This window comes from Mycolicibacterium thermoresistibile, assembly GCF_900187065.1.
Taxonomy (GTDB): Bacteria; Actinomycetota; Actinomycetes; order Mycobacteriales; family Mycobacteriaceae; genus Mycobacterium; species Mycobacterium thermoresistibile.
Map to the genome: position 1 here is coordinate 3,442,208 of NZ_LT906483.1, position 18,241 is coordinate 3,460,448.

10 protein-coding genes, 5 pseudogenes and 1 other annotated feature are annotated in these 18,241 nt (G+C 65.5%); of the genes and pseudogenes, 5 read left to right on the forward strand and 10 right to left on the reverse strand.

What is annotated here, in order from left to right; genetic code table 11:
* Positions 1–88: 88 nt before the first annotated feature.
* From CKW28_RS16155 to CKW28_RS16165, 3 genes and pseudogenes are all read right to left on the reverse strand, one after another.
* Positions 89–1,495, reverse strand: a complete 1,407-nt coding sequence (locus CKW28_RS16155; RefSeq protein ID WP_095176457.1) for an IS1380 family transposase — start codon at positions 1,493–1,495, stop codon at positions 89–91.
* Between the two features lie 286 nt (positions 1,496–1,781).
* Positions 1,782–2,579, reverse strand: a complete 798-nt coding sequence (gene istB / locus CKW28_RS16160; protein ID WP_095176459.1) for an IS21-like element helper ATPase IstB — start codon at positions 2,577–2,579, stop codon at positions 1,782–1,784.
* 1 nt (position 2,580) lies between these two features.
* Positions 2,581–3,405, reverse strand: a pseudogene (locus CKW28_RS16165) (Mu transposase domain-containing protein); the annotation flags it as partial.
* Between the two features lie 48 nt (positions 3,406–3,453).
* Here CKW28_RS16165 and CKW28_RS16170 point away from each other — a divergent pair.
* A pseudogene (locus CKW28_RS16170) lies at positions 3,454–4,816 on the forward strand (IS256 family transposase).
* A 13-nt stretch (positions 4,817–4,829) separates the two neighbouring features.
* A protein-coding gene (locus CKW28_RS16175) for an IS3 family transposase (protein ID WP_235653871.1) occupies positions 4,830–6,070 on the forward strand; the annotation gives its coding sequence in 2 pieces (ribosomal slippage) (positions 4,830–5,112 and positions 5,112–6,070; 1,242 coding nt in all).
* Positions 5,105–5,222 (forward strand) — a sequence feature (AL1L pseudoknot). It overlaps the preceding gene by 118 nt.
* 109 nt (positions 6,071–6,179) lie before the next feature.
* On the opposite strand, the pseudogene CKW28_RS16180 reads toward CKW28_RS16175, so the two are convergent.
* Positions 6,180–6,986: pseudogene (locus tag CKW28_RS16180) on the reverse strand (transposase); the annotation flags it as partial.
* A 135-nt stretch (positions 6,987–7,121) separates the two neighbouring features.
* On the opposite strand from CKW28_RS16180, the gene CKW28_RS16185 reads away from it, so the two are divergent.
* Positions 7,122–8,708, forward strand: coding sequence for an IS1634 family transposase (locus CKW28_RS16185; protein ID WP_235653883.1), 1,587 nt, complete (start codon positions 7,122–7,124; stop codon positions 8,706–8,708).
* 561 nt (positions 8,709–9,269) lie between these two features.
* Here the strand turns inward: CKW28_RS16185 and CKW28_RS16190 are convergent.
* Together CKW28_RS16190 and CKW28_RS16195 are read right to left on the reverse strand one after the other, a co-directional pair.
* Entirely contained in the window at positions 9,270–9,851 is a 582-nt protein-coding gene (locus CKW28_RS16190; protein ID WP_003923659.1) for a TetR/AcrR family transcriptional regulator, read from the reverse strand.
* Positions 9,841–10,824, reverse strand: coding sequence for a Rieske 2Fe-2S domain-containing protein (locus CKW28_RS16195; protein WP_040545936.1), 984 nt, complete (start codon positions 10,822–10,824; stop codon positions 9,841–9,843). Before CKW28_RS16195 ends, CKW28_RS16190 begins: the two co-directional genes overlap by 11 nt.
* A 142-nt stretch (positions 10,825–10,966) precedes the next feature.
* Here CKW28_RS16195 and CKW28_RS16200 point away from each other — a divergent pair, with 142 nt between their 5' ends.
* Both CKW28_RS16200 and CKW28_RS16205 read left to right on the forward strand, forming a co-directional pair.
* On the forward strand, positions 10,967–11,962 hold the full coding sequence (locus tag CKW28_RS16200; RefSeq protein ID WP_003923657.1) for an LLM class flavin-dependent oxidoreductase: 996 nt from the start codon (positions 10,967–10,969) through the stop codon (positions 11,960–11,962).
* Between the two features lie 105 nt (positions 11,963–12,067).
* Positions 12,068–12,412: pseudogene (locus CKW28_RS16205) on the forward strand (FadR/GntR family transcriptional regulator); the annotation flags it as partial.
* A 50-nt stretch (positions 12,413–12,462) separates the two neighbouring features.
* Here the strand turns inward: CKW28_RS16205 and CKW28_RS16210 are convergent.
* The 4 genes and pseudogenes from CKW28_RS16210 to CKW28_RS16230 form a co-directional block, all read right to left on the reverse strand.
* Positions 12,463–14,418 (reverse strand): tyrosine-type recombinase/integrase, encoded by a 1,956-nt coding sequence (locus tag CKW28_RS16210; protein ID WP_040545935.1) that lies wholly within the window; start codon positions 14,416–14,418, stop codon positions 12,463–12,465.
* Positions 14,415–15,470 (reverse strand): tyrosine-type recombinase/integrase, encoded by a 1,056-nt coding sequence (locus CKW28_RS16215; RefSeq protein WP_003923652.1) that lies wholly within the window; start codon positions 15,468–15,470, stop codon positions 14,415–14,417. Before CKW28_RS16215 ends, CKW28_RS16210 begins: the two co-directional genes overlap by 4 nt.
* Before the next feature lie 114 nt (positions 15,471–15,584).
* Positions 15,585–16,595, reverse strand: a pseudogene (locus CKW28_RS16220) (IS256 family transposase); the annotation flags it as partial.
* 836 nt (positions 16,596–17,431) lie between these two features.
* A complete protein-coding gene (locus CKW28_RS16230) occupies positions 17,432–18,142 on the reverse strand; it encodes a TetR/AcrR family transcriptional regulator (protein WP_003924808.1) in 711 nt (236 codons plus the stop codon).
* Positions 18,143–18,241: the final 99 nt, after the last annotated feature.

The window sequence follows — 18,241 nt, forward strand, 5'->3', positions numbered from 1 at the left end:
CATGATCGGTCGTCCCGTGTCGCCGGGTGGGGCGGGCTTTCCCAGGGCCTGTGGTTCTTTCGTGATCGGTGGTCAAGGGGGCTGGCGGTTATCCGAAGGCGGTGCGCAGGTGTTGCCAGGCGGTGACGATCGCTGCGGCCCATCGCCAGGTGGCGTCGATGCGTAGCCGTAGTTGGCGGGCGCCGCGGGTGATGCGGGCGGCGACGTGCAGGACGCGGTAGCGGAAAGTGTTGATCTCGGCGCGGGCCAGCCCGGGCTGGTTGCGGAAGCCGATGAGTCTGGTCCAGGTGACCAGGTCGGCGGCGGCCAGCACGATTTCCAGCCAGGCGGCGTTGGCCCAAAACGAGTGACACGGCAGGTTGCGCAGGCCGGTGGCTTTGAGTTCGCGGATGCGGTCTTCGACGCGGGCGTGCTGGCGATGACGTAGCTCCAGGCCGGCGACTTGCCCGGGCACCACGCCGTGGGGTGTGTCGGTGATGAACGCGGTGACGCGCATCCCGTCGGCGTCGGTGAACCGTAACTGTGCACCCGGATGGGGGCGCTCCTTGCGCAGGATCAGTCGGGTGCCGGGCGGCCAGCTCTCGAGGTTGACCAGGTCGGTGGCCTCGGCGACCCAGGCCCCGTCGCGGATTCCGCCGCGGGTGTCGATGGCCGGATACCAGCATGAACCGAGGTTGAGGGTGTCCACGGCGTCCTGGACGCGAACGTCGACGGGGTAGCCGAACGAGAACCCCACCCCGGCAGTGCGGCAGGCCTCGGCGAACTTATGGGTGGCCCCGGCGGTGTCGCAGCGCACCAACACCTTCGGCTTATCGGGGTCGCCGGGTTGATCGGGGTCGGGCTGCCACGCTGGGGGCAGCGCGGCCAGGGCCTGCTCCAGGACAATGATGTGATCGCTGGCGGTGTTGGCACCGGCGTTGCCGGTGCGCAACAGCCCGCCCAGAGCTTCCCCACCGGCGATCTCCGGGCGGTCCAAAAACGCCAGCAGCGGATGGTGGCCGAACGTCTTCTTCCAGGTCGGCGTGGCGCCGGCTTTGTTGTCGGAGTGATCGATGACCAGGGTCGCATCGAGGTCGATGTGCAACCAGTCCTGATCAGCGGGGGCCGCTCCGGCGTCCCAGGCCGCCGCTCGCGCGGCGGCCCGCGCGGCCCGCACCGCGGGCAGGTGGGCGGCGTCGATGCGCTCATCGACCAGCCGCCACATCGTCGTCGTCGACGCCGCGGCACCGAACACATGCTCACGATCGCCGCACAGCTGGCCGACCCCGTCGATGCAGACCGCCCCGTCGGCGACCGCGGCGGCCAGATCAGCGAAGACATCACCGGGGGCGTAAACCCACGGGCCCCGGTAGGTGTCGACCAAAGCTACGGTGACCTGCGTTGATAGGCCCGTGCGGTCGGCGAGTTCACGCACCATGCCCATCCCGGCGTGCGACACGACGCCGTGGCCGTCGGCTGAGACTTTCACCCGTGGTGCGACCGCGATATTCTTCACCTGCGAGGTGCCTTTCCGTGGGAACGATCCGAACCTTAGACAAGTCCGATTATTCCTTACAGGACAGGCACTTTCGCTTATCTACACGCCATCAAGGGCAACATTCCACGAAAAATCCGGGCTAACCGGGTAGGTTCGTGCGGTGGCGTACGTGCGGAAAGTGCGCACTGCCTCGGGCGCGGTGGCGGTGCAGGTGGCCCGCAAAGACCGGGGTCGAGTGGTGATTGTCGCTTGCCAGGGTGATGGGACCACCTGATTGCCAAGGGGATGGGACCACCGTGGCGCGTTACTGAGGATGCTCGTCGTCGGGGCCGGGGTCAAGCTGGGGTCGGGTGCGTTGTCGGTAGGACGGTCCCTCGATGACCAGGGTGTGGGCCGCGGAGGTCAGCCGGTCAATGGCTGATTGGGCGAGCAGGGTGTCGGCGGTCATGGTCAGCCATTCGGCGGGCTCGCGGTTCGACGTCACGATGGTGGTCTTGGTGCGGTGGCGTTCGACGACGATTTCGTAGAAGTCGCTGGTTTCGGTGGCGTCGAGGGGTCGTAGCGCGAAGTCGTCGATGATGAGGACGTCGACGGCGGCCAGTCGGCGGATCTCGGCTTCGACGGTGTGGTCGAGCCGGGCGGCGCGTAGCCGGGTGAACAGTTTGTCGGCGCGGCCGAACACGACGGTGTGGCGGCGACGAATAGCCATGTGCCCCAATGCTGTTGCCAGATGAGTTTTGCCAACACCAACGGGTCCGAGGACGATGGCGGACTGGCCGGCGTCGAGGAACCGCAGTGAGGTCAGATCGCCGAGCAGGGTGCGGTCATAGCGCAGGTCTTCATGTGCGGCCCAGGTGTCGAACCGCATGGTGGGGTCGAGCCCGGCTTTGGCCGCTCGTAGTGCGGCGGAGCGGGATTCGCGTCTGGAGACCTCGTCGGCGAGCAGTGTTTCGAGAAAGCCGATGTGGCTGAGTTTGTGTTGGCGGGCCAGGGCGGCGCGTTCGGGCAGGGTGTCGGCCATCGCTCCGAGTTTGAGGGCCTTGAGCAGGCTGAGCAGATCAGCGCCGATAGGGTCGGTGGCGCCACGGTGGGTGGTGGTCATGTCAGCGGGTCTCCTCGGGATCGGTACCGGGTACGACGGTCAATGATGTTGGGGTGGAATTGAATTCGGATGGACCGCGGACAAACCGGGTCGCGGTGTGGCCGACTGCCTGTGGCAGTGCCGGGGCGCTGGTCTCGGTGGCGCGCTCCAGCATGGAGGCGATCTTGTTCACCGAGACGACATCGAGATCCAGCGATAGCGAGCAGGCTTGTTCGACCCGCGCTGCGCCGTAGCGCCGTACCAGGCCCAGCAGGCGGTAGACCGTGCGCATCCGGGTCCAGGGCAGCCGGTCATCGAGGATGCGTTCGGCGTAGATCCCCACGTGGGGGCCGTGGGAGGCGCAGGTGGCGATCAACGCCGCCACATCCCGCAGGGCGTAGCCGGTCTTGTGTTCGGGCAGATCGGTGGGGTCGGTACTGCGCCCACCGGGCCGCTGGCGGGGGTGAACCTTGACCAGCACGCCGCGGTGGTAGAACTTCACGAGCTCGGTGTCGGCGCGCACGTCCAAGCGCTGTCCTATCCAGCACTCGGGCAGCGAGTACAGCGCCTTGCCGACCTCGGCGTGGAAATCGCGGTGCACCTTGACCGTCTTGAACACCGGCACGTCATAGACCTCCGGCGCCGGCAGCAGCTTCGGTTGTTCCTCGGCGGTGAACACCTGCCCCGGCTGTGCGCAGGTGGTGCCGTGGGTGCGGGTGCCCGCCGTGTCACGACACCACCGCACGGCGGCCTGCTGCGCTTGCTCAAGGCTGGTGAATGTTTCACCGTCCCAGAAGTTTCGGCGCACGTATTGCACGGCGCGTTCCACGCGCGGCTTGTCTTTCGGGGGGGTGTCAGATGGTCTGTGTAAGTCCTGACGGAAGGATCTCAGGGCATGGCGACAGGCAAGGACGCGGATTTGGCACTGGGTGAGGTGGGGTCCACCGTGGAGATGGCCGAGGCGCTTCGGGTGTCGGGCGTGGTGGACGATTTGCTGGCTCAGGTCGATTCCGGCGAGGTTGCGTTGACCGGTGAGGGGGGCTTGCTGCCCGGGCTGATCAAGCTGGCTCTGGAGCGTGGGCTGGCTGCGGAGCTGACCGATCATCTGGGCTATGAGAAGGGCGACCCGGTGGGGCGGGCGCTGCCCAATGCCCGCAATGGCACTTCGGCGAAGACGGTGCAGACCGAGGCCGGCCCGGTGCCGTTGGATGTGCCGCGTGATCGTGACGGCTCGTTCACTCCGCGGCTGGTGCCCAAGGGTCAGCGGCGCCTCGGCGGGCTCGATGACATGATCATTTCGCTGTACGCCGGTGGAATGACCCTGCGTGACATACAGTTTCACCTTGCGTCGACGATCGGGACCGACGTTTCGCACGAGACGATCTCCAAGATCGTCGACGAGATCTTGCGAGGAGGTCCTGGCCTGGCAGCGCCGGCCGCTGGACCCGATCTACCCGGTGATATACCTCGACGCGATCGTCGTCAAGGTCAAAGACGGCGGCCACACCCGCAACAAGGCCGCTCACATCGCCGTGGGCGTCGATATGGCCGGGATCAAGCACGTCCTGGGCATCTGGGTCCAGCAGAACGAAGGAGCGGCGTTTTGGGCCTCGGTGTGTGCCGATCTGGCCAACCGCGGCGTCCGCGACGTGTTGATCGTATGCTGCGACGGGTTGACCGGCTTCCCCGAGGCGATCGCGGCCACCTGGTCGCAGGCCGCCGTTCAGACCTGTGTGGTGCATCTGATCCGCAACGCGTTGCGGTTCGTGTCCTACAGCGACCGCAAGGCCGTGGCCGCAGCACTCAGACCGATCTACACCGCGGCGAACGCCGAAGCGGCCCGTGCCGAGCTCGACGCGTTCAGCGCATCGGAGTTGGGCACGAAGAATCCCACGGTGACACGGGTTTTCGATCGATCGTGGGAACAGTTCACGCCGTTTTTGGCGTTTCCGCCCGAGTTGCGCCGGGTGATCTACACGACCAACTCGATCGAATCGCTGAACTACCAGTTACGCAAGGTCACCAAGACCCGCGGCCAGTTCCCCAACGATGCCGCCGTGGTGAAACTGCTGTGGCTGGCCATCTGCAACATCGAGGATAAACGCGCCGCCGAACGGGCCAAGGAACGCAGCCAGAAACGTTGCCGAACAGCTCCCGGACGCCTCGTGGAAGGACAGGTGGTCACCAACTGGAAGAAAGCACTCGAACAACTCTCGCTGGTCTATGAAGTACCCCAGGTTTTGTTCCGATCCGTATAGGAGGATCAGGAACATGCCACGTAAGTATTCGCCGGAGTTTCGTGACCGTGCGCTTCGGTTGTTGGACACCACGATGGAAGACTCAGGGGTTTCTGAGTTCGAGGCCATCAAGTCTGTAGCCAGCAAACTTGGTGTATCGCAGGAATCGGTGCGCCGGTGGCGGCGCAAGGCCGAGATTGACGCCGGGCAGCGCCCCGGCGTGACCAGCACTGAGCACGCCGAGATCCGCAAGCTCAAGCGCGAGAACGCCGAATTGCGCAGAGCTAACGAGATTTTGAAGTCTGCGTCCGCGTTTTTCGCAGCGGAGCTCGACCGCCCCGCGACGAAATGATCGCCTTCATCGATGCGCATCGCGATCAGTTCGGGGTCGAGCTCATTTGCCGTGTTCTGCGGGCAGCAATCGCCGGTTTCCTCACCTCCCGGGGCTATCGGGCCGCCAAGGCCCGCCCGCCATCAGAGCGGGCGATGCGCGATGAACTCCTCATCGCCGAGCTGCGCACCGTCCACGAGCAGAACTTCTCGGTCTATGGCGTCAAGAAGATGCATCACGCCATGAAACGCCGCGGCTGGCGGGTCGGCCGCGAGCAGACCCGCCGGTTGATGCGTAAAGCCGGCCTGCGCGGCGTGCAGCGCGGTAAGCCGGTGTTCACCACGATCAGCGACCCTGCGCACTGCCGGCCTGCTGATCTGGTCAACCGGCAGTTCAGCGCTGAGGCCCCAGACCGGCTGTGGGTTGCTGACATCACGTTCGTACGGACCTGGCAGGGGTTCTGCTACACCGCGTTCGTCACCGACGCCTGCACCAAAGCCATCAAGGGATGGGCAGTCGCGGCCAGCATGCGCACCGAGGACCTACCGCTGGAAGCATTCAATCATGCTGTGTGGCACTCGGACTCAGACCTGTCTGAGTTGATCCATCACTCCGACCGAGGGTCGCAATACTTATCGTTGACATACACCGACCGGTTGGCCGAGCTCGGGATCGCCCCTTCGGTGGGGTCCCGCGGCGATAGCTATGACAACGCCCTCGCCGAAGCGGTCAACGCCGCCTACAAGACCGAGTTAATCAACCGCGGCAAACCCTGGCGCAGCGTCGACGACGTCGAGTTGGCCACCGCCGGATGGGTGGCCTGGTACAACCAGGAACGCCTGCACGAAGCCCTCGGCTACGTCCCACCAGCCGAGTACGAGGCCGCCCTCACCGGCACCTCACACCCCGCGAGCCAGCCAACCCCGGCCCTCGCAACCAACTAGGAACAAAACCTGGGGTACTTCAGTACCCAGACCGCATCGAGCCGTATCTGTAACACCGACGATCGACAGGAAACCAAACAAGCGACTTACACAGAAAACTTGACACGCTCTCTTTCGGCGAGGCCACCCTCGCCGGGTCGGTCAGGAACCCGGCATGGCCGGCGTAGTCCAGCCAGCCCTGGCTGAACTGCGGGTTGACCGCATCGGCGGCGGCGATCACCGGTTTGAGATTGTCGGGGATCAGCACCGCGAACACGCCCCCGAAGAACTCCCACGCCGCCTCGCATCCGGCGATCACCGCGGCCAGGGTCTGCGAGTAGGACAGCCACACGAACATGTGTCGGGAGTACACCGCGGTGAAGATCAGGGCATGCACCTTGCGGCGCCGCCCGTCGGCGGGGTCGGTGAGCATCCCCAAATAGCCAAAATCGATCTGGCACTCCACCCCGGGATCACCATCGGCGACCCGTACTGTGAGGTCCTTGCGGCCGAAACCGCAACGCTGGCTGGCGAATCGATGCAATGTCCGGTACGGCACCACACAGCCCTGCCGACCCAGCAGGGTGTGGATCTTGGTCACCGTCAACGGCCGCTGCTCTGCCGTGCCAGCCACCCAGGCAGTGATCTGATCCTCGAACCCCAAAAGCTGCTCCCACGCCGCCCCGTGGCCATCAGGGCGCACCGGACGCACCGCTTCGGCGACCAACCCGATCAGGCCGTCATCAATCGCGCTGGGATCAGCGTCGCGGCGCAGACCGGCCCCCTGGGCGGCCTCGACATAGCGCCGCACCGTCTTGCGGTCCAGGCCGCAATGCGCGGCGATCGTGCGATAGCCCGGCGCCGGCAACCCCGCGACCCCCAGCCACACCCGTAACACTTCTCTGATCTCATTCACACTGACCTCCCGAAAAGCCATGCCCGCCGACCTCCGTGACTTGAGCCGTCACGACCGATCGAACGAACAAACGAAAAGACCACCGACGCGACGCGCCGGTGGTCCCATAACTGGCAATCCAGGTGGTCCCATCACCCTGGCAAAAATCAGGTCACACTGGTCCCATCCTCATGGCAGACGACAGTGATCCTGGCTCATCTGGGATCAGCGCATACCGATGCTGAGCTGGGCATTCTGCTCGAGCAAGCGAGGGAAATGGTGGTCGGCGGCCAGGCGGCGCTGGATTTCGAGGTGGCTGCCCGCGCCCAATCGATGGCCGATGTGGCCGATTTCCGTGCGCAGGCGTTGATCTCCGAGCGAGCCACACCGACGGTCGCGGCGCCGGTGGTGCCGCCCGGGCGTACCGTCGGTGCCAGCTCGCGGCTGCTCTACGACGTCCTGGGCCACGTCTATGACTGGCTCGGCTTCGATGCCGTCGGCGACGCGGTGTTCCGCGATTTGGTGATCTCCCGGATCGTGGAGCCAACCAGCAAGCTCGACGCCTCACGAGTGCTGGCAGATCTTGGGGCTCGGTTGGTGTCCTACAAGACCATCGACCGCCATGCCCGCAAGATCCACTCCAGCGGTCACCGCGACACGATCGCCGAGAAGTGCTTCGCCTACGCTTCGGACTGCGGTGGACTGTCGCTGATTTTGTACGACGTGACCACCCTGTATTTCGAAGCGGAATCCGAGGATTCGCTGCGCAAGGTCGGCTATTCCAAAGAGCGTCGAGTCGATCCTCAAATTGTGGTCGGACTGCTGGTCGACCGGACCGGATTTCCCTTGGAGATCGGCTGTTTCGAGGGCAATACCGCTGAGACCACCACGATCGTGCCGATCATCACCAGCTTTCTGGCCCGCCACCATCTGCAGGGCACACCGATGGTGGTGGCCGCCGACGCAGGCATGCTCTCGCAGACCAACCTCGCCGCGCTGGATGAGGCGAACCTGTCGTTCATCGTCGGCTCGCGGGTCACCAAGGCTCCCGGCGATCTGGAATCCCACTTCCATTGGAACGGCGATCTTTTCACCGACAGCCAGGTCATCGACACCGTGACTCCCCGGCACGGCAACACCCGCGTCAACGACACCAAATTGCGTACCGAACCGGTCTGGAACCCCGACCGCGATACCGGGGCGTGGCGGGCGATCTGGGCGTATTCGGCCAAACGGGCCCGCCGCGACCAGAAGACTCTGGCCGCCCAGGAAGCCCGGGCCCGGGCGATCATCTCCGGCGAGAAGAAGGCCAAGACAGCACGATTCGTCACGACCCGCGGCGATGAACGCACTCTCGACGAAGCCAGCCTGGCCCGTGCCCAATCCCTGGTCGGGCTCAAGGGCTACGTGACCAACGTCCCGGCATCGGTGATGCCCGCTGGCGAGGTCATCGCGAAGTATCACGACCTGTGGCACGTCGAGAAGTCGTTTCGGATGTCCAAAACCGACCTTGATGCCCGGCCCATGTTCAACCGCATGCGCGATGCCATCGAAGCGCATCTGACCATCGTGTTCGCCGCGCTGGCCGTCTCCCACGCCATCCAATCGCGCACCGGACTATCCATCGCCAAAGTCGTCAAGACACTGCGGCCGCTGCGCTCGGCGACCATCAACATCAACGGCGCCACGCAGACCTTCCCACCAGAGATCCCCGACACCGAGCGCAAAATCCTCACCGACCTCGGCTTCAAACCTGGGTACTAAGCAAAATGTCCAAACTCAGGAGTTTTATGCACAGGAACTAATTCGAGCAATTTTCGAAGAGTTTCTTTCCCTTGTGTCAATAACGATCTGCACGCGGGCCCAAAAGAACATAAATGCAGCCGATAATCTCGACTGCTATCACTGATTACAAAATCACTTTACGCCGTCCAACAAGAATGGAACCGTCACCCGTCGGTCGATCAACTCGGCCGCGACGTTGAGACGCGTCTCATCGGCGCTACTACAGGGCCGATGCAGAGGTGGCGCACATCCCTGGGCCCGGCTCGGACATCAAGAACCCGCGCGCGGATGGGGCGGATTGTCAGAATCCGCATAAGCTCGGACATTTGTGTCGTGGCCCACACTCGACGATGGTGAATCTTCACAACCGCGAAAAAAACTAAAGATCTATCTATATAGCGAATTGGATATCCCGTAGCGCCCAAACTTCGCGGGACTCTGGTGGCCGATCTCGGCACAGATCTGCGGCTCGGATTCCGTTGCTCACCGCACCTTCGCATCCAGCGATCGCCGGGGCGGGGTTCTTCGCAGGCCGCGGCGTCATTCGACCAGCCGCCAGACGACTTCGGACACCGCACCCAGCACCTCGGCGAGGGACACGTCGGACACCCCGTTGTGATGGATCAGCCAGGACCGCTCGAGCATCGCCATGACGGCCAGGCCGGTGGCCGCCGCGTCCGTGGACACCGGCCTGGCGGCCGCCTTGGCGATCCGCTCCCCCAGCGCCCGCGCCGCGCGCCGGTGCGACCGCGCCACGGTGGCGCGGAACGCTTCGTCGTCCGGCATGTCCTCCTCTGACCGGATCACGAACGCGCCGTTACGGTCGAGATAGGCGAAATAGCGGGCCACCCACTCGTCGATCCCGGCGCGCGACATGTCCTCGCCGAACGACTCAGCCACGGCGAGCACCTCGCGATAGGTGTCAGTGCCTAGTTCGATGAACAGTTCGGTCTTGTCGCTGAAGTAGTAGTAGAAGTTCGCGCGAGTGACGCCGGCCAGGTCGGTGATGTCACGGATCGTCACCCCGGAGAACCCCTTGCGGGCGAAGGCCACCCGGGCTGCGTCGAGGATGGTCGAGCGGGTGCGATCCGACTTACGGGCCGTACCGTTGTCAGCCGGCATGGACCGGCTCCGGGTAGAAGCCGCGCGCCCATGCCCGCAACTCCTTGAAACCGTCGGCCTCCGACGGCGCCAGCGCGGGTTTGTCCGTGTAGCGCTGGTGCTCCCAGATCCGGATATCGTCGGGCAGCGCCAGCTTGGCGGAGTCGAGCCGCTCGACGAAGTTGTCGGCACCCTCGTCGCTGATCCAGTAGCTCGCGAAGATGTCCGAGGTGGTGTCGTCGACGGGCGTGGCGTTGATCGAGATCACCCGCACTCCCTCACGCAGATGCTCGGCGGTAAATGAGACACCGATGCCCGACCAATAGATCTCGATGGTGTTCAGGGTGTCCTCCGGACGATCGAGTCCGTCGGCCCACCGTCTGCCGAATCCGACCTTGGCCGCCCAAGTCGCCTCGTCGCGCGTCTCACGCAGCACCCGCGGGCTGATCGGCGTGCCGTGCACGAACCGGAAATGATGTGGGTCGACGGCATTCTCAGCGATGACCTGCGGGTGCACCTTGACGCGCTCGAACCTGGTGCGACAGTCGGGAGTGAACTCGTAATAGCTACGCGACGAGACATGATCACCGAGAACGTCGAAAGTGTCGGGCAACCGCCAGCGCGGCTCGGCGCCGGAGACGTCGTGCCAGATGTAGATGGTGTCATGGGCCTCGACGACGGGGTAGGAACGGATACGCCTGCCGCGATTCGGGCGTTTCTCGTAGGGAATCCGCACGTTTCGGCCCTGCCCGTCCCAGACCCAGCCGTGGAACGGACACTGGATACCGTCGTCAACAACGCATCCGCCGTGCGCGAGGCTGGCCCCAAGGTGCTCACAGTGCGCATCGAGCACGCTGACGGTGCCGTCCGCCTGCCGGAACGCCACCAGATCGCGCCCGAAATAGCGCAGTGGCGCGACCGCGCGATCAGTGATCTCAGCACTCCAGGCGACCTGAAACCAGCCGGTCGGCACACTGCTCGGCAGCCGAGTCATCGAACCTCCTATGTGTCACCACGTTTCCAGTCACGAACCCTACCTCACCTTTTGACAAAAAAGTCAAAAATTAGATCCGGAAGTCGTGCGCGGTGTATCTTCACCTGTATTACTAAGTAAGCGATCTACGAATGGGGTCAACATGCGGTGGGGTTTGCCATGGCCGGGTGAGCAGGTGGCGGTGGAAGCCGAAGCGGTCGGCGCATCGGTGTTCTGCGCCGGCGAGTTCGCCGATATCAGCGCGTATGTGACGGCCGCGGAGATGGCCCTGTCGACAACGTCGGCGATGGTCGGCCCCGGCATCGCCTACGCGTTCGCACGCTCTCCCTTCGTACACGCCTCCTCGGTGCGACACCTTTCCAAGCGGGCGCCGGGCCGGGTGTTCCTCGGCCTGGGTGCCGGCACTGCGCGGATGAACAGCGACTGGTTCTGCGTCGACTCCTCCCACCCGGCGCCCCGCATGGCTGAACTCATCGAGGTCATCCGACTGTTCCTGCACGCGGAGAATGGCGAGAAGATCCGGTACTCCGGCGACTTCTACCGCGTCGACGCCGACATCCGGGCACCCGTCTTCGGTCGCCTGGACGTGCCGATCCTCATCGGCGCGTTCAACCGCATCATGCTCCGCACCGCGGGCCGCGTCGCCGACGGTGTGCTCGGCCACGGGTTGTTCACCGACCGCTGGTGGGACGAGGTCGTGGGTCCCGAAATCACCGCGGGCGCCACAGCGGCGGGCCGCCGGACCGAGGATCTGAAACGCTGGGGCTGGGTGATCACCGCGGTCAACGACGAGGATCCGCAGCGGGCCATCACCGACGCCCGCCTGCAGATCGCCTTCTACCTGACCGTCAAAACCTACGACTCACTGGTCGAACTGCACGGATGGCAGGATCAGGTGAGCGCCATCCGCACCGCGTTCCGCAGCGGCGACCCGCGCTCAATGGCCCGGCATGTGACCGACGACATGCTGTGGGCGATCGCGGTCTGCGGTGACAGCGACCAGGCCGCCGAGATGCTGGCAGCGCGGAAGCGGTTGCCCGACACGGCGATACTGGCCGCTCCGAGTTTCCTGGTCAGCCCGCGCCGGCGAGCGGGCTACGACGCCGCTGGGCTACGCCTGATGGCTGATCGGTCGTGACGGGCGCGGTTATGACCTCCGACGTCGGTACACATGGTTTACTGAGTAGTACAACTGATCCATGACGAAGGGACCGCAGTGTCTCGACCTGAGTCGCTGGCTCCGATGATCTCAGCTGACGCGGCGCCCGGCGCGGTGCGGTCGCCCAAAACGGCCGAACTGGTCGCGCGCACACTACGGCGAATGGTCGTCGAGGGCCAGCTCAAGGACGGCGACTTCCTCCCCCACGAGGCGGAACTGATCGCACACTTCGGCGTCAGCCGGCCGACGCTGCGCGAGGCCGTGCGCGTACTGGAGTCCGAGCGCCTGGTCGATGTCCGCCGCGGTTCCCGCACCGGCGCCCGGGTCCGCGTACCAGGCCCGGAGATCGTCGCCCGGCCGGCAGCCCTGCTACTGGCGCTGTCCGGCGCGACGCTGGCCGATGTGCTGACCGCCCGGATCGCCATCGAGCGCTGTGTCATCAGCGCCGAAACGGATCAACCCCTGATTGCCGATTTGGGTCAGCGGTCGAGCCGCTGCAGGTGGTCGGTCAACGCGTCAGCGACGCGATGGTGACGGGCCGCTTCATCGGGCCATCCTCGGTCGCGGGCATCGACCTCGAGTGCCTCGACGTCGGTGCGTTGCGCCTCGAGCGCGTCGCGGAACTCCGGTCCGGTGACGAAGTTGTCGCAGGTCTCGCAGATGTTGGCATAGGGACAAGCACCCGCGCTCTCGTGACGGGAACAGTAGCCGTGGGCAACACGCGTTTTGAGCATCTCGCTGCCAAGCCAAATCACGGCATCGGGGACGATCGGTTTGCCGACCGGGGTGAGAGTGAACCGCCGCCGCATCTTGCCCATCGCCTGGTCGTAGGCATCACGCAACGTCGGTGAAGCCAAAGTGGCGTAACGCAAAGTCATTTGCGGGGTGACGTGCCCGAGCAACGCCATCAACGCCTGCAGGCCCATCCCGGCGTTCGCGAGTTCGGTAGCCCACGTATGCCGCAGCTGATGCGGGGTCACCACCAACGGCGCACCCCCGGCCCCACGCAGTCCGCAAGTCTCGACGGCAGCGATCAGTCCGTTGCGCAGCCGGGTCTGGCTGAGACGGCGACCGTGCGCGACGAACAGGAAATCGGTCAACGCTCCGGTGCGGGGGTGCGGCAGCGGCCGGCAGATACCACGCCCGGTGGTCCACTCGTCCAACGCGGCGATGGTGGCGACCGAGAGCGGGACCATGCGTTCGGTGGCGAGCTTGCCCAACGGAACCTTCAACCAGGTGCCGGCGGGACCGTAGTCGATGACGCTGCCAAGTTCGAGGTCGAGTAGCTCCCCGACCCGCAGACCAGCTCCGCGGAGCACGGTCAGCCCGATACGAGCGAACGAATCATCCAGCCCAGAGACCGCATTCATCACTGCAACATCGATGTCGGGCGGCAGGGCCCGCGGAAGCGGTTGATCGAGTTTGGGGACGTCGACGGCGAAAACCAGACGGCGCGGTGGGGCCTGCTCCCAACCCCATTCGGTGATGTCGTCGAGCAGGTTGCGCACGCTCAGCACCGTCGATTGGATCACGGCCTTCGAGATGATGCGTCCGGCGCCGGAAGCGGCGCGTTGCCCACGCCAGGTGCGGGTGCGGTTCCAGACGAGGAAACCCTCGATGTGATTGCGGTCGAGATCCTCGAGGGACGTGACCTCGGGATGAGCGGTGGTGAGGTAGTCCGCGAACGGCAGCAAGTCGTTGATCAAGGATTCGACGGATTTCGGACGCAGCACCGATGCCCGGACGGTGACGTAACGCAGCAATGTTGCGCGAATCGCGTCGGCCATCGGAACCTCGGCGAAGCGTTGAGCGTAACTGCGGGCCCACCGCCGGCGCCGTGGTGGTGTGTCGACGATGCGGGCCTGAAACAGCATCTGTCGCAGCCCCGCAATCCGGTTGCGGTAGGCGCGACGAGACGTTGCCGGAATCGACTGTGTTGCAGCCAATGCAGCGTCGAATTCGTCGACGGTATCGGCGCTCACGCCGCTGACGAGTCCGCCGTGCCAGGCGAGCAGCACCGCCAGACATTCACCCAGGACCGTCTCGATCCATTGCGGTGTCCAGCCCAAGGCCAGCCCGGCGGCCCGGACTGCGGCGAACCCGTCCGGGTCGCGGTCCTCGACGGCTCGGCCGAGACCGGTGAGGTTCTTGACGGCCGCAAGTTCGAGGTCCAGCCGCAGCTCGCCGCGTCCGATGAGGTGACACAGCAGCGGCCACGCCCCGGTGCGGCGCAGTTCGATGAGCCGTTCGGCTGCCGGTCGGGTCATCCAGTCCCGCAGGTCCGGATGCGAGGTGAGGAAGGTGGTCGCGATGAGGGTGCGAGCGCGCACCGACCTACCGCTGAGACCCAGGGCGGCAACGTACTCGAGGTAATCGGCCAGCACCGTATCCGGGTCGGCCAGCGGATCGACCATTGCGAGCGCGGGGGTGGTCATCGTCGTGTCCCGGCGAGGCTGGCGCGGGCCGCGCCGTATTCGGCGGCGAGCTGCGCGACCGACAGATGCACGTATCCGGCGGTGGTCTCGGGAGACACGTGCCCCATCAACTCCCGTAACGCCATCAGATCGATTCCCGCAGAGGCCAGTTCGGTGCCGTAGGTGTGGCGCAGTCGGTGCGGACGCACCCGCGTTGCGCCGGACAGGACTCGGTGCCGCCGGAACAGCGACCGCAGTCCGGCCTCGGTGACCGGCGACCCGTGGGTGGGGCCACGCAGCACCACGAAACACTCTTGCGTCGCCAACCCCGGTGGCCGTTCGAGGCGCAGATAGGCCGATAGTTCGGTGAAGAACACCGCATCGACCGGCACCACCCGTTCCTTCGAGCCTTTGCCGAGCACCCGCAACCGACGTCGACCGAAATCGACGTCTGCCAGCCGCAGTGATCGCACCTCGGCGCTGCGCAGACCCCCGAACAGCATGGCCCACACCATCGCCCGATCCCGATGAGTGCGCAACGACGCCACGAACTGCTCTACCGCGTCGGCGTCGAGGGATTCGGGCAGCAGTCGCGGTTGACGCACCAGCCGGCCCCCGGCTCGGGGTCGGCCCGGTCCGAGGTGCCCGAGCAGTCCGCGCGCTTGTGGTCGCAGGCCCTGCCCGCGCCGCGGTGAGGGCACCGGATTGTCGGCGCGCATCCTGGTCATCACCAGGTACTCGAACAACGCCCGCACCGCCGCGACTCGTCGGTTGATCGTCGACGCCGCCGCGCCCCGATCACCTCGTGTCGCCATACCTGGGCGGGGTTCGCGGCGCACGTCCTGCCAGTCGATCCACTCGAACACCGTCACCGGCGTCACCGCCGCCACCGTGAGGTCGCGATCGAGAAGGAACCGGGCCAGGTTGAGCACGTCGAACGCATACGCCCGCACCGTTGCCGCACTGAATCCGCGTCCGGCCAAGTGTGTCAGGAATGCGTTCGCCGCTGCGCTTCCCTCCCACTGGCCGTCGATCGCATAGCCGTCGCCGTGGGTCCGCACCCGAACGGTCATGGTCTGCCCCTCTCGATCGAGCTGACACCGCCAGCATGCGCCGAGCAACGCCGTCGGCCCCGGACCTCACGCCGCACCCATGATCGTGTCGTGAGAGGGCCGGTTAACCGATCTCGGATTATTCGACCAGATCTTCTGCCAATGGGCCCGCGGGAACGCGGTGAACGCCAGCACATCGGTCTTGGCTTCGCCCATCATGGCGGCGACCTTCGGAAACGAGCCGGCCAGCGTGTCAGCGACGCGGTCCCACTGCGCGGCGACCTCGTCGGGGTCGGTGTGGGCGAAGATCGTCTTGACCGCCGCGGTCACCGCCGGGGCATGCTTGGCCGCGACCGCGGTGTGCAGATTACGCATGAAATGCACCCGGCAGCGCTGCCACGACGAGTTCGTGAACTGTTGCGCCACAGCGGCTTTGAGTCCGGCATGGGCGTCGGAGATGACCAGATGCACCCCTGAGAGCCCACGCGCTTTCAGCGACGCCAAAAACTCGCGCCAGAACTCGAAGGACTCGCTGTCGCCGACGGCGGTGCCCAAGACTTCGCGGGTGCCGTCGATGGATACCCCGGTGGCCACCACCAGGGCCTGAGAGACCACGTGCGCCCCGATACGGACCTTGCAGAACGTCGCATCGCAAAACACGTACGGGAACTGCGTATGGGCCAAGCTGCGGATGCGAAACGCCTCGATCTCCTCATCGAGGCCCGCACAGATCCGCGAGACCTCCGACTTGGACACCCCGGAGCCCACGCCCATGGCGGTGACCAGGTCATCGACACTGCGGGTCGACACACCGTGCACATAGGCTTCCATGATCACCGCGTGCAGCGCGCGGTCGATGCGGCGACGGCGCTCCAGCAGTGACGGGAAGAACGAGCCGGCCCGCAGCTTGGGGATCTGTACCTCGATATCGCCGCTGGTGGTCGACACCGTCTTGGGTCGGTGCCCATTGCGGTGCACGGTGCGCCCATCGGTGCGCTCGTAGCGGCCCGCTCCGATCGCCGCGGTGGCCTCGGCCTCGATCAGCTGCTGCAACCCGGCGCGGATCAACTCGGCGAACACCGCCCCCGAATCAGCAGACTTGAGCGCATCGAGCTGAGCAAGCAAGGCAGAATGGTCCTGGGTCATCGCGTAGATGGTCCTTTCGTGAGTAACTTTTGTCGGTGACTCACTGATCACTACGCGATGGCCCACCCCAGCACCGGGAACGACACACCCCGGCCGTAGGGCTCAGGTCCCAAACCCCACCACTCCAGGGGACTTACCCCGAGCCTGAACGGGGGACGTGCCACACACCTGTTCGATTTGCTGCCCAGCCACGCCGAGAAGTCACACCAAAGTCACACGAGGTCGTTTGCCCATGCTGGGTGAACGCAACACCCCACCGCTCTGACCTGCGCGTTGAGCCGTGGTGACACCCGTGTTTCCCCTGGTGGACTTTGCGAATCTGCCTCCGGAGCAGAAGGCCGCAGGTTCGAATCCTGCCGGGGGCACCATCTGACCAGCACGTTTGCCGTCAGGTCAATGCGCACAGATGGCGCCTGCGTCACGACGAACAGGTCACACGAAAGTCGCAACAGCACCGGAATGGGGCCTCGCTGCGCGCGCCCCTGGGCTTCACCGGATGGCGCCAAGCACGTTTTACTGCGTCCCTCAGACCCTCGGTGTCAGGGTGCGGGCACAGCCGCGCGGTGGTCCGGGGACGAGTGCCGCTTCGCGACGGCCGCCGACGAGACACCGTGCGATCCGTTCTACTTTGTCGTCGACGAGAGTTCGTGTTCGCTCATGACACTCCGCGATGCGGGGTTTAGGCGGGGCGTTGACCACCGGTAGGTGCGATGACCGACGACGCCGATATCCGGCCCGCCGCTTCACGTTTGGCGAGGACACCGTCATCGACAACATCGACCTCGACGAGGAGCCTGGCATCCTGCAGTTGATCACGGCTAAGGCCGCCGAAAAGCTCACTGCGACAACCGGTCCAACCATTCCTTGAGCAGCTCCGCTTCGGCCTCGGTCAGCACACCGGCGCCGCCCGTTTCCAGCACCGATTTGAGGGCGATGGCCCGGGTGGCCACGCCGGCGCCGTCGGCGGGACCTGCGGCGCCGCCGGTGGTGATCGCCGCCAACATGGCCTCCCGGGTCGCCGCGGACAGTTCCGGGTCGCGCTCGGCGGGCGTTTGCGAGATCAACGTCAGCGTGACGCCGCGGCATGCCGAATGCATCATCTCGGCAGCCCGGTCGACCCCGATCCGTAGACGTCCCGCCTCGGCGACGCGCTGCATCAGCGACCTCAGAATGGCGTCCCCCTCGGCGACCGCCCGGGGTTTGGCGTCCGGGCGCGGATCGCCGTACAGCACCGTGTAGGTGGCAGGGTGGCGCAGGCCGAACTCCACATGCAGGTCCCAGCCGTCGCGCAGATCGTGGACCGGGTCGTCGGTCAGCGCACGCTCGCGTTTCGCCTTGAGATATTCGGCCATGCCGAGGCTGGCGGCGTCGTCGATCAGGCGGCGCATATCGCCGAAATGCCGATAGATCGTGGGGGGCTGCACTCCCGCGGCAGCGCTCACGTTGCGGGTGGTCACGGCGTCCCGTCCCTGCTCGGCGAGGATCTCGGCGGCCGCGCGCAGAATGCGCTCCCGCTGCTCGCGTTGCTGCTCGGTCAATCCATCCACGTTATCGACGGTAGCATTCTCCATCTATCGCTGTTACTATCAGCGATATCGGTATTTTGCTATCACCGATATCCAGTGCCGGCGGCGGCATCATCGACC

Coding starts and splice junctions, on each gene's coding strand:
- istB (WP_095176459.1), bottom strand. CDS start 2,579: ATGACCACCACCCACCGTGGCGCCACCGACCCTATCGGCGCTGATCTG.
- CKW28_RS16190 (WP_003923659.1), bottom strand. CDS start 9,851: ATGCCGGCTGACAACGGTACGGCCCGTAAGTCGGATCGCACCCGCTCG.
- CKW28_RS16195 (WP_040545936.1), bottom strand. CDS start 10,824: ATGACTCGGCTGCCGAGCAGTGTGCCGACCGGCTGGTTTCAGGTCGCC.
- CKW28_RS16200 (WP_003923657.1), top strand. CDS start 10,967: ATGCGGTGGGGTTTGCCATGGCCGGGTGAGCAGGTGGCGGTGGAAGCC.
- CKW28_RS16210 (WP_040545935.1), bottom strand. CDS start 14,418: ATGACCACCCCCGCGCTCGCAATGGTCGATCCGCTGGCCGACCCGGAT.
- CKW28_RS16215 (WP_003923652.1), bottom strand. CDS start 15,470: ATGACCGTTCGGGTGCGGACCCACGGCGACGGCTATGCGATCGACGGC.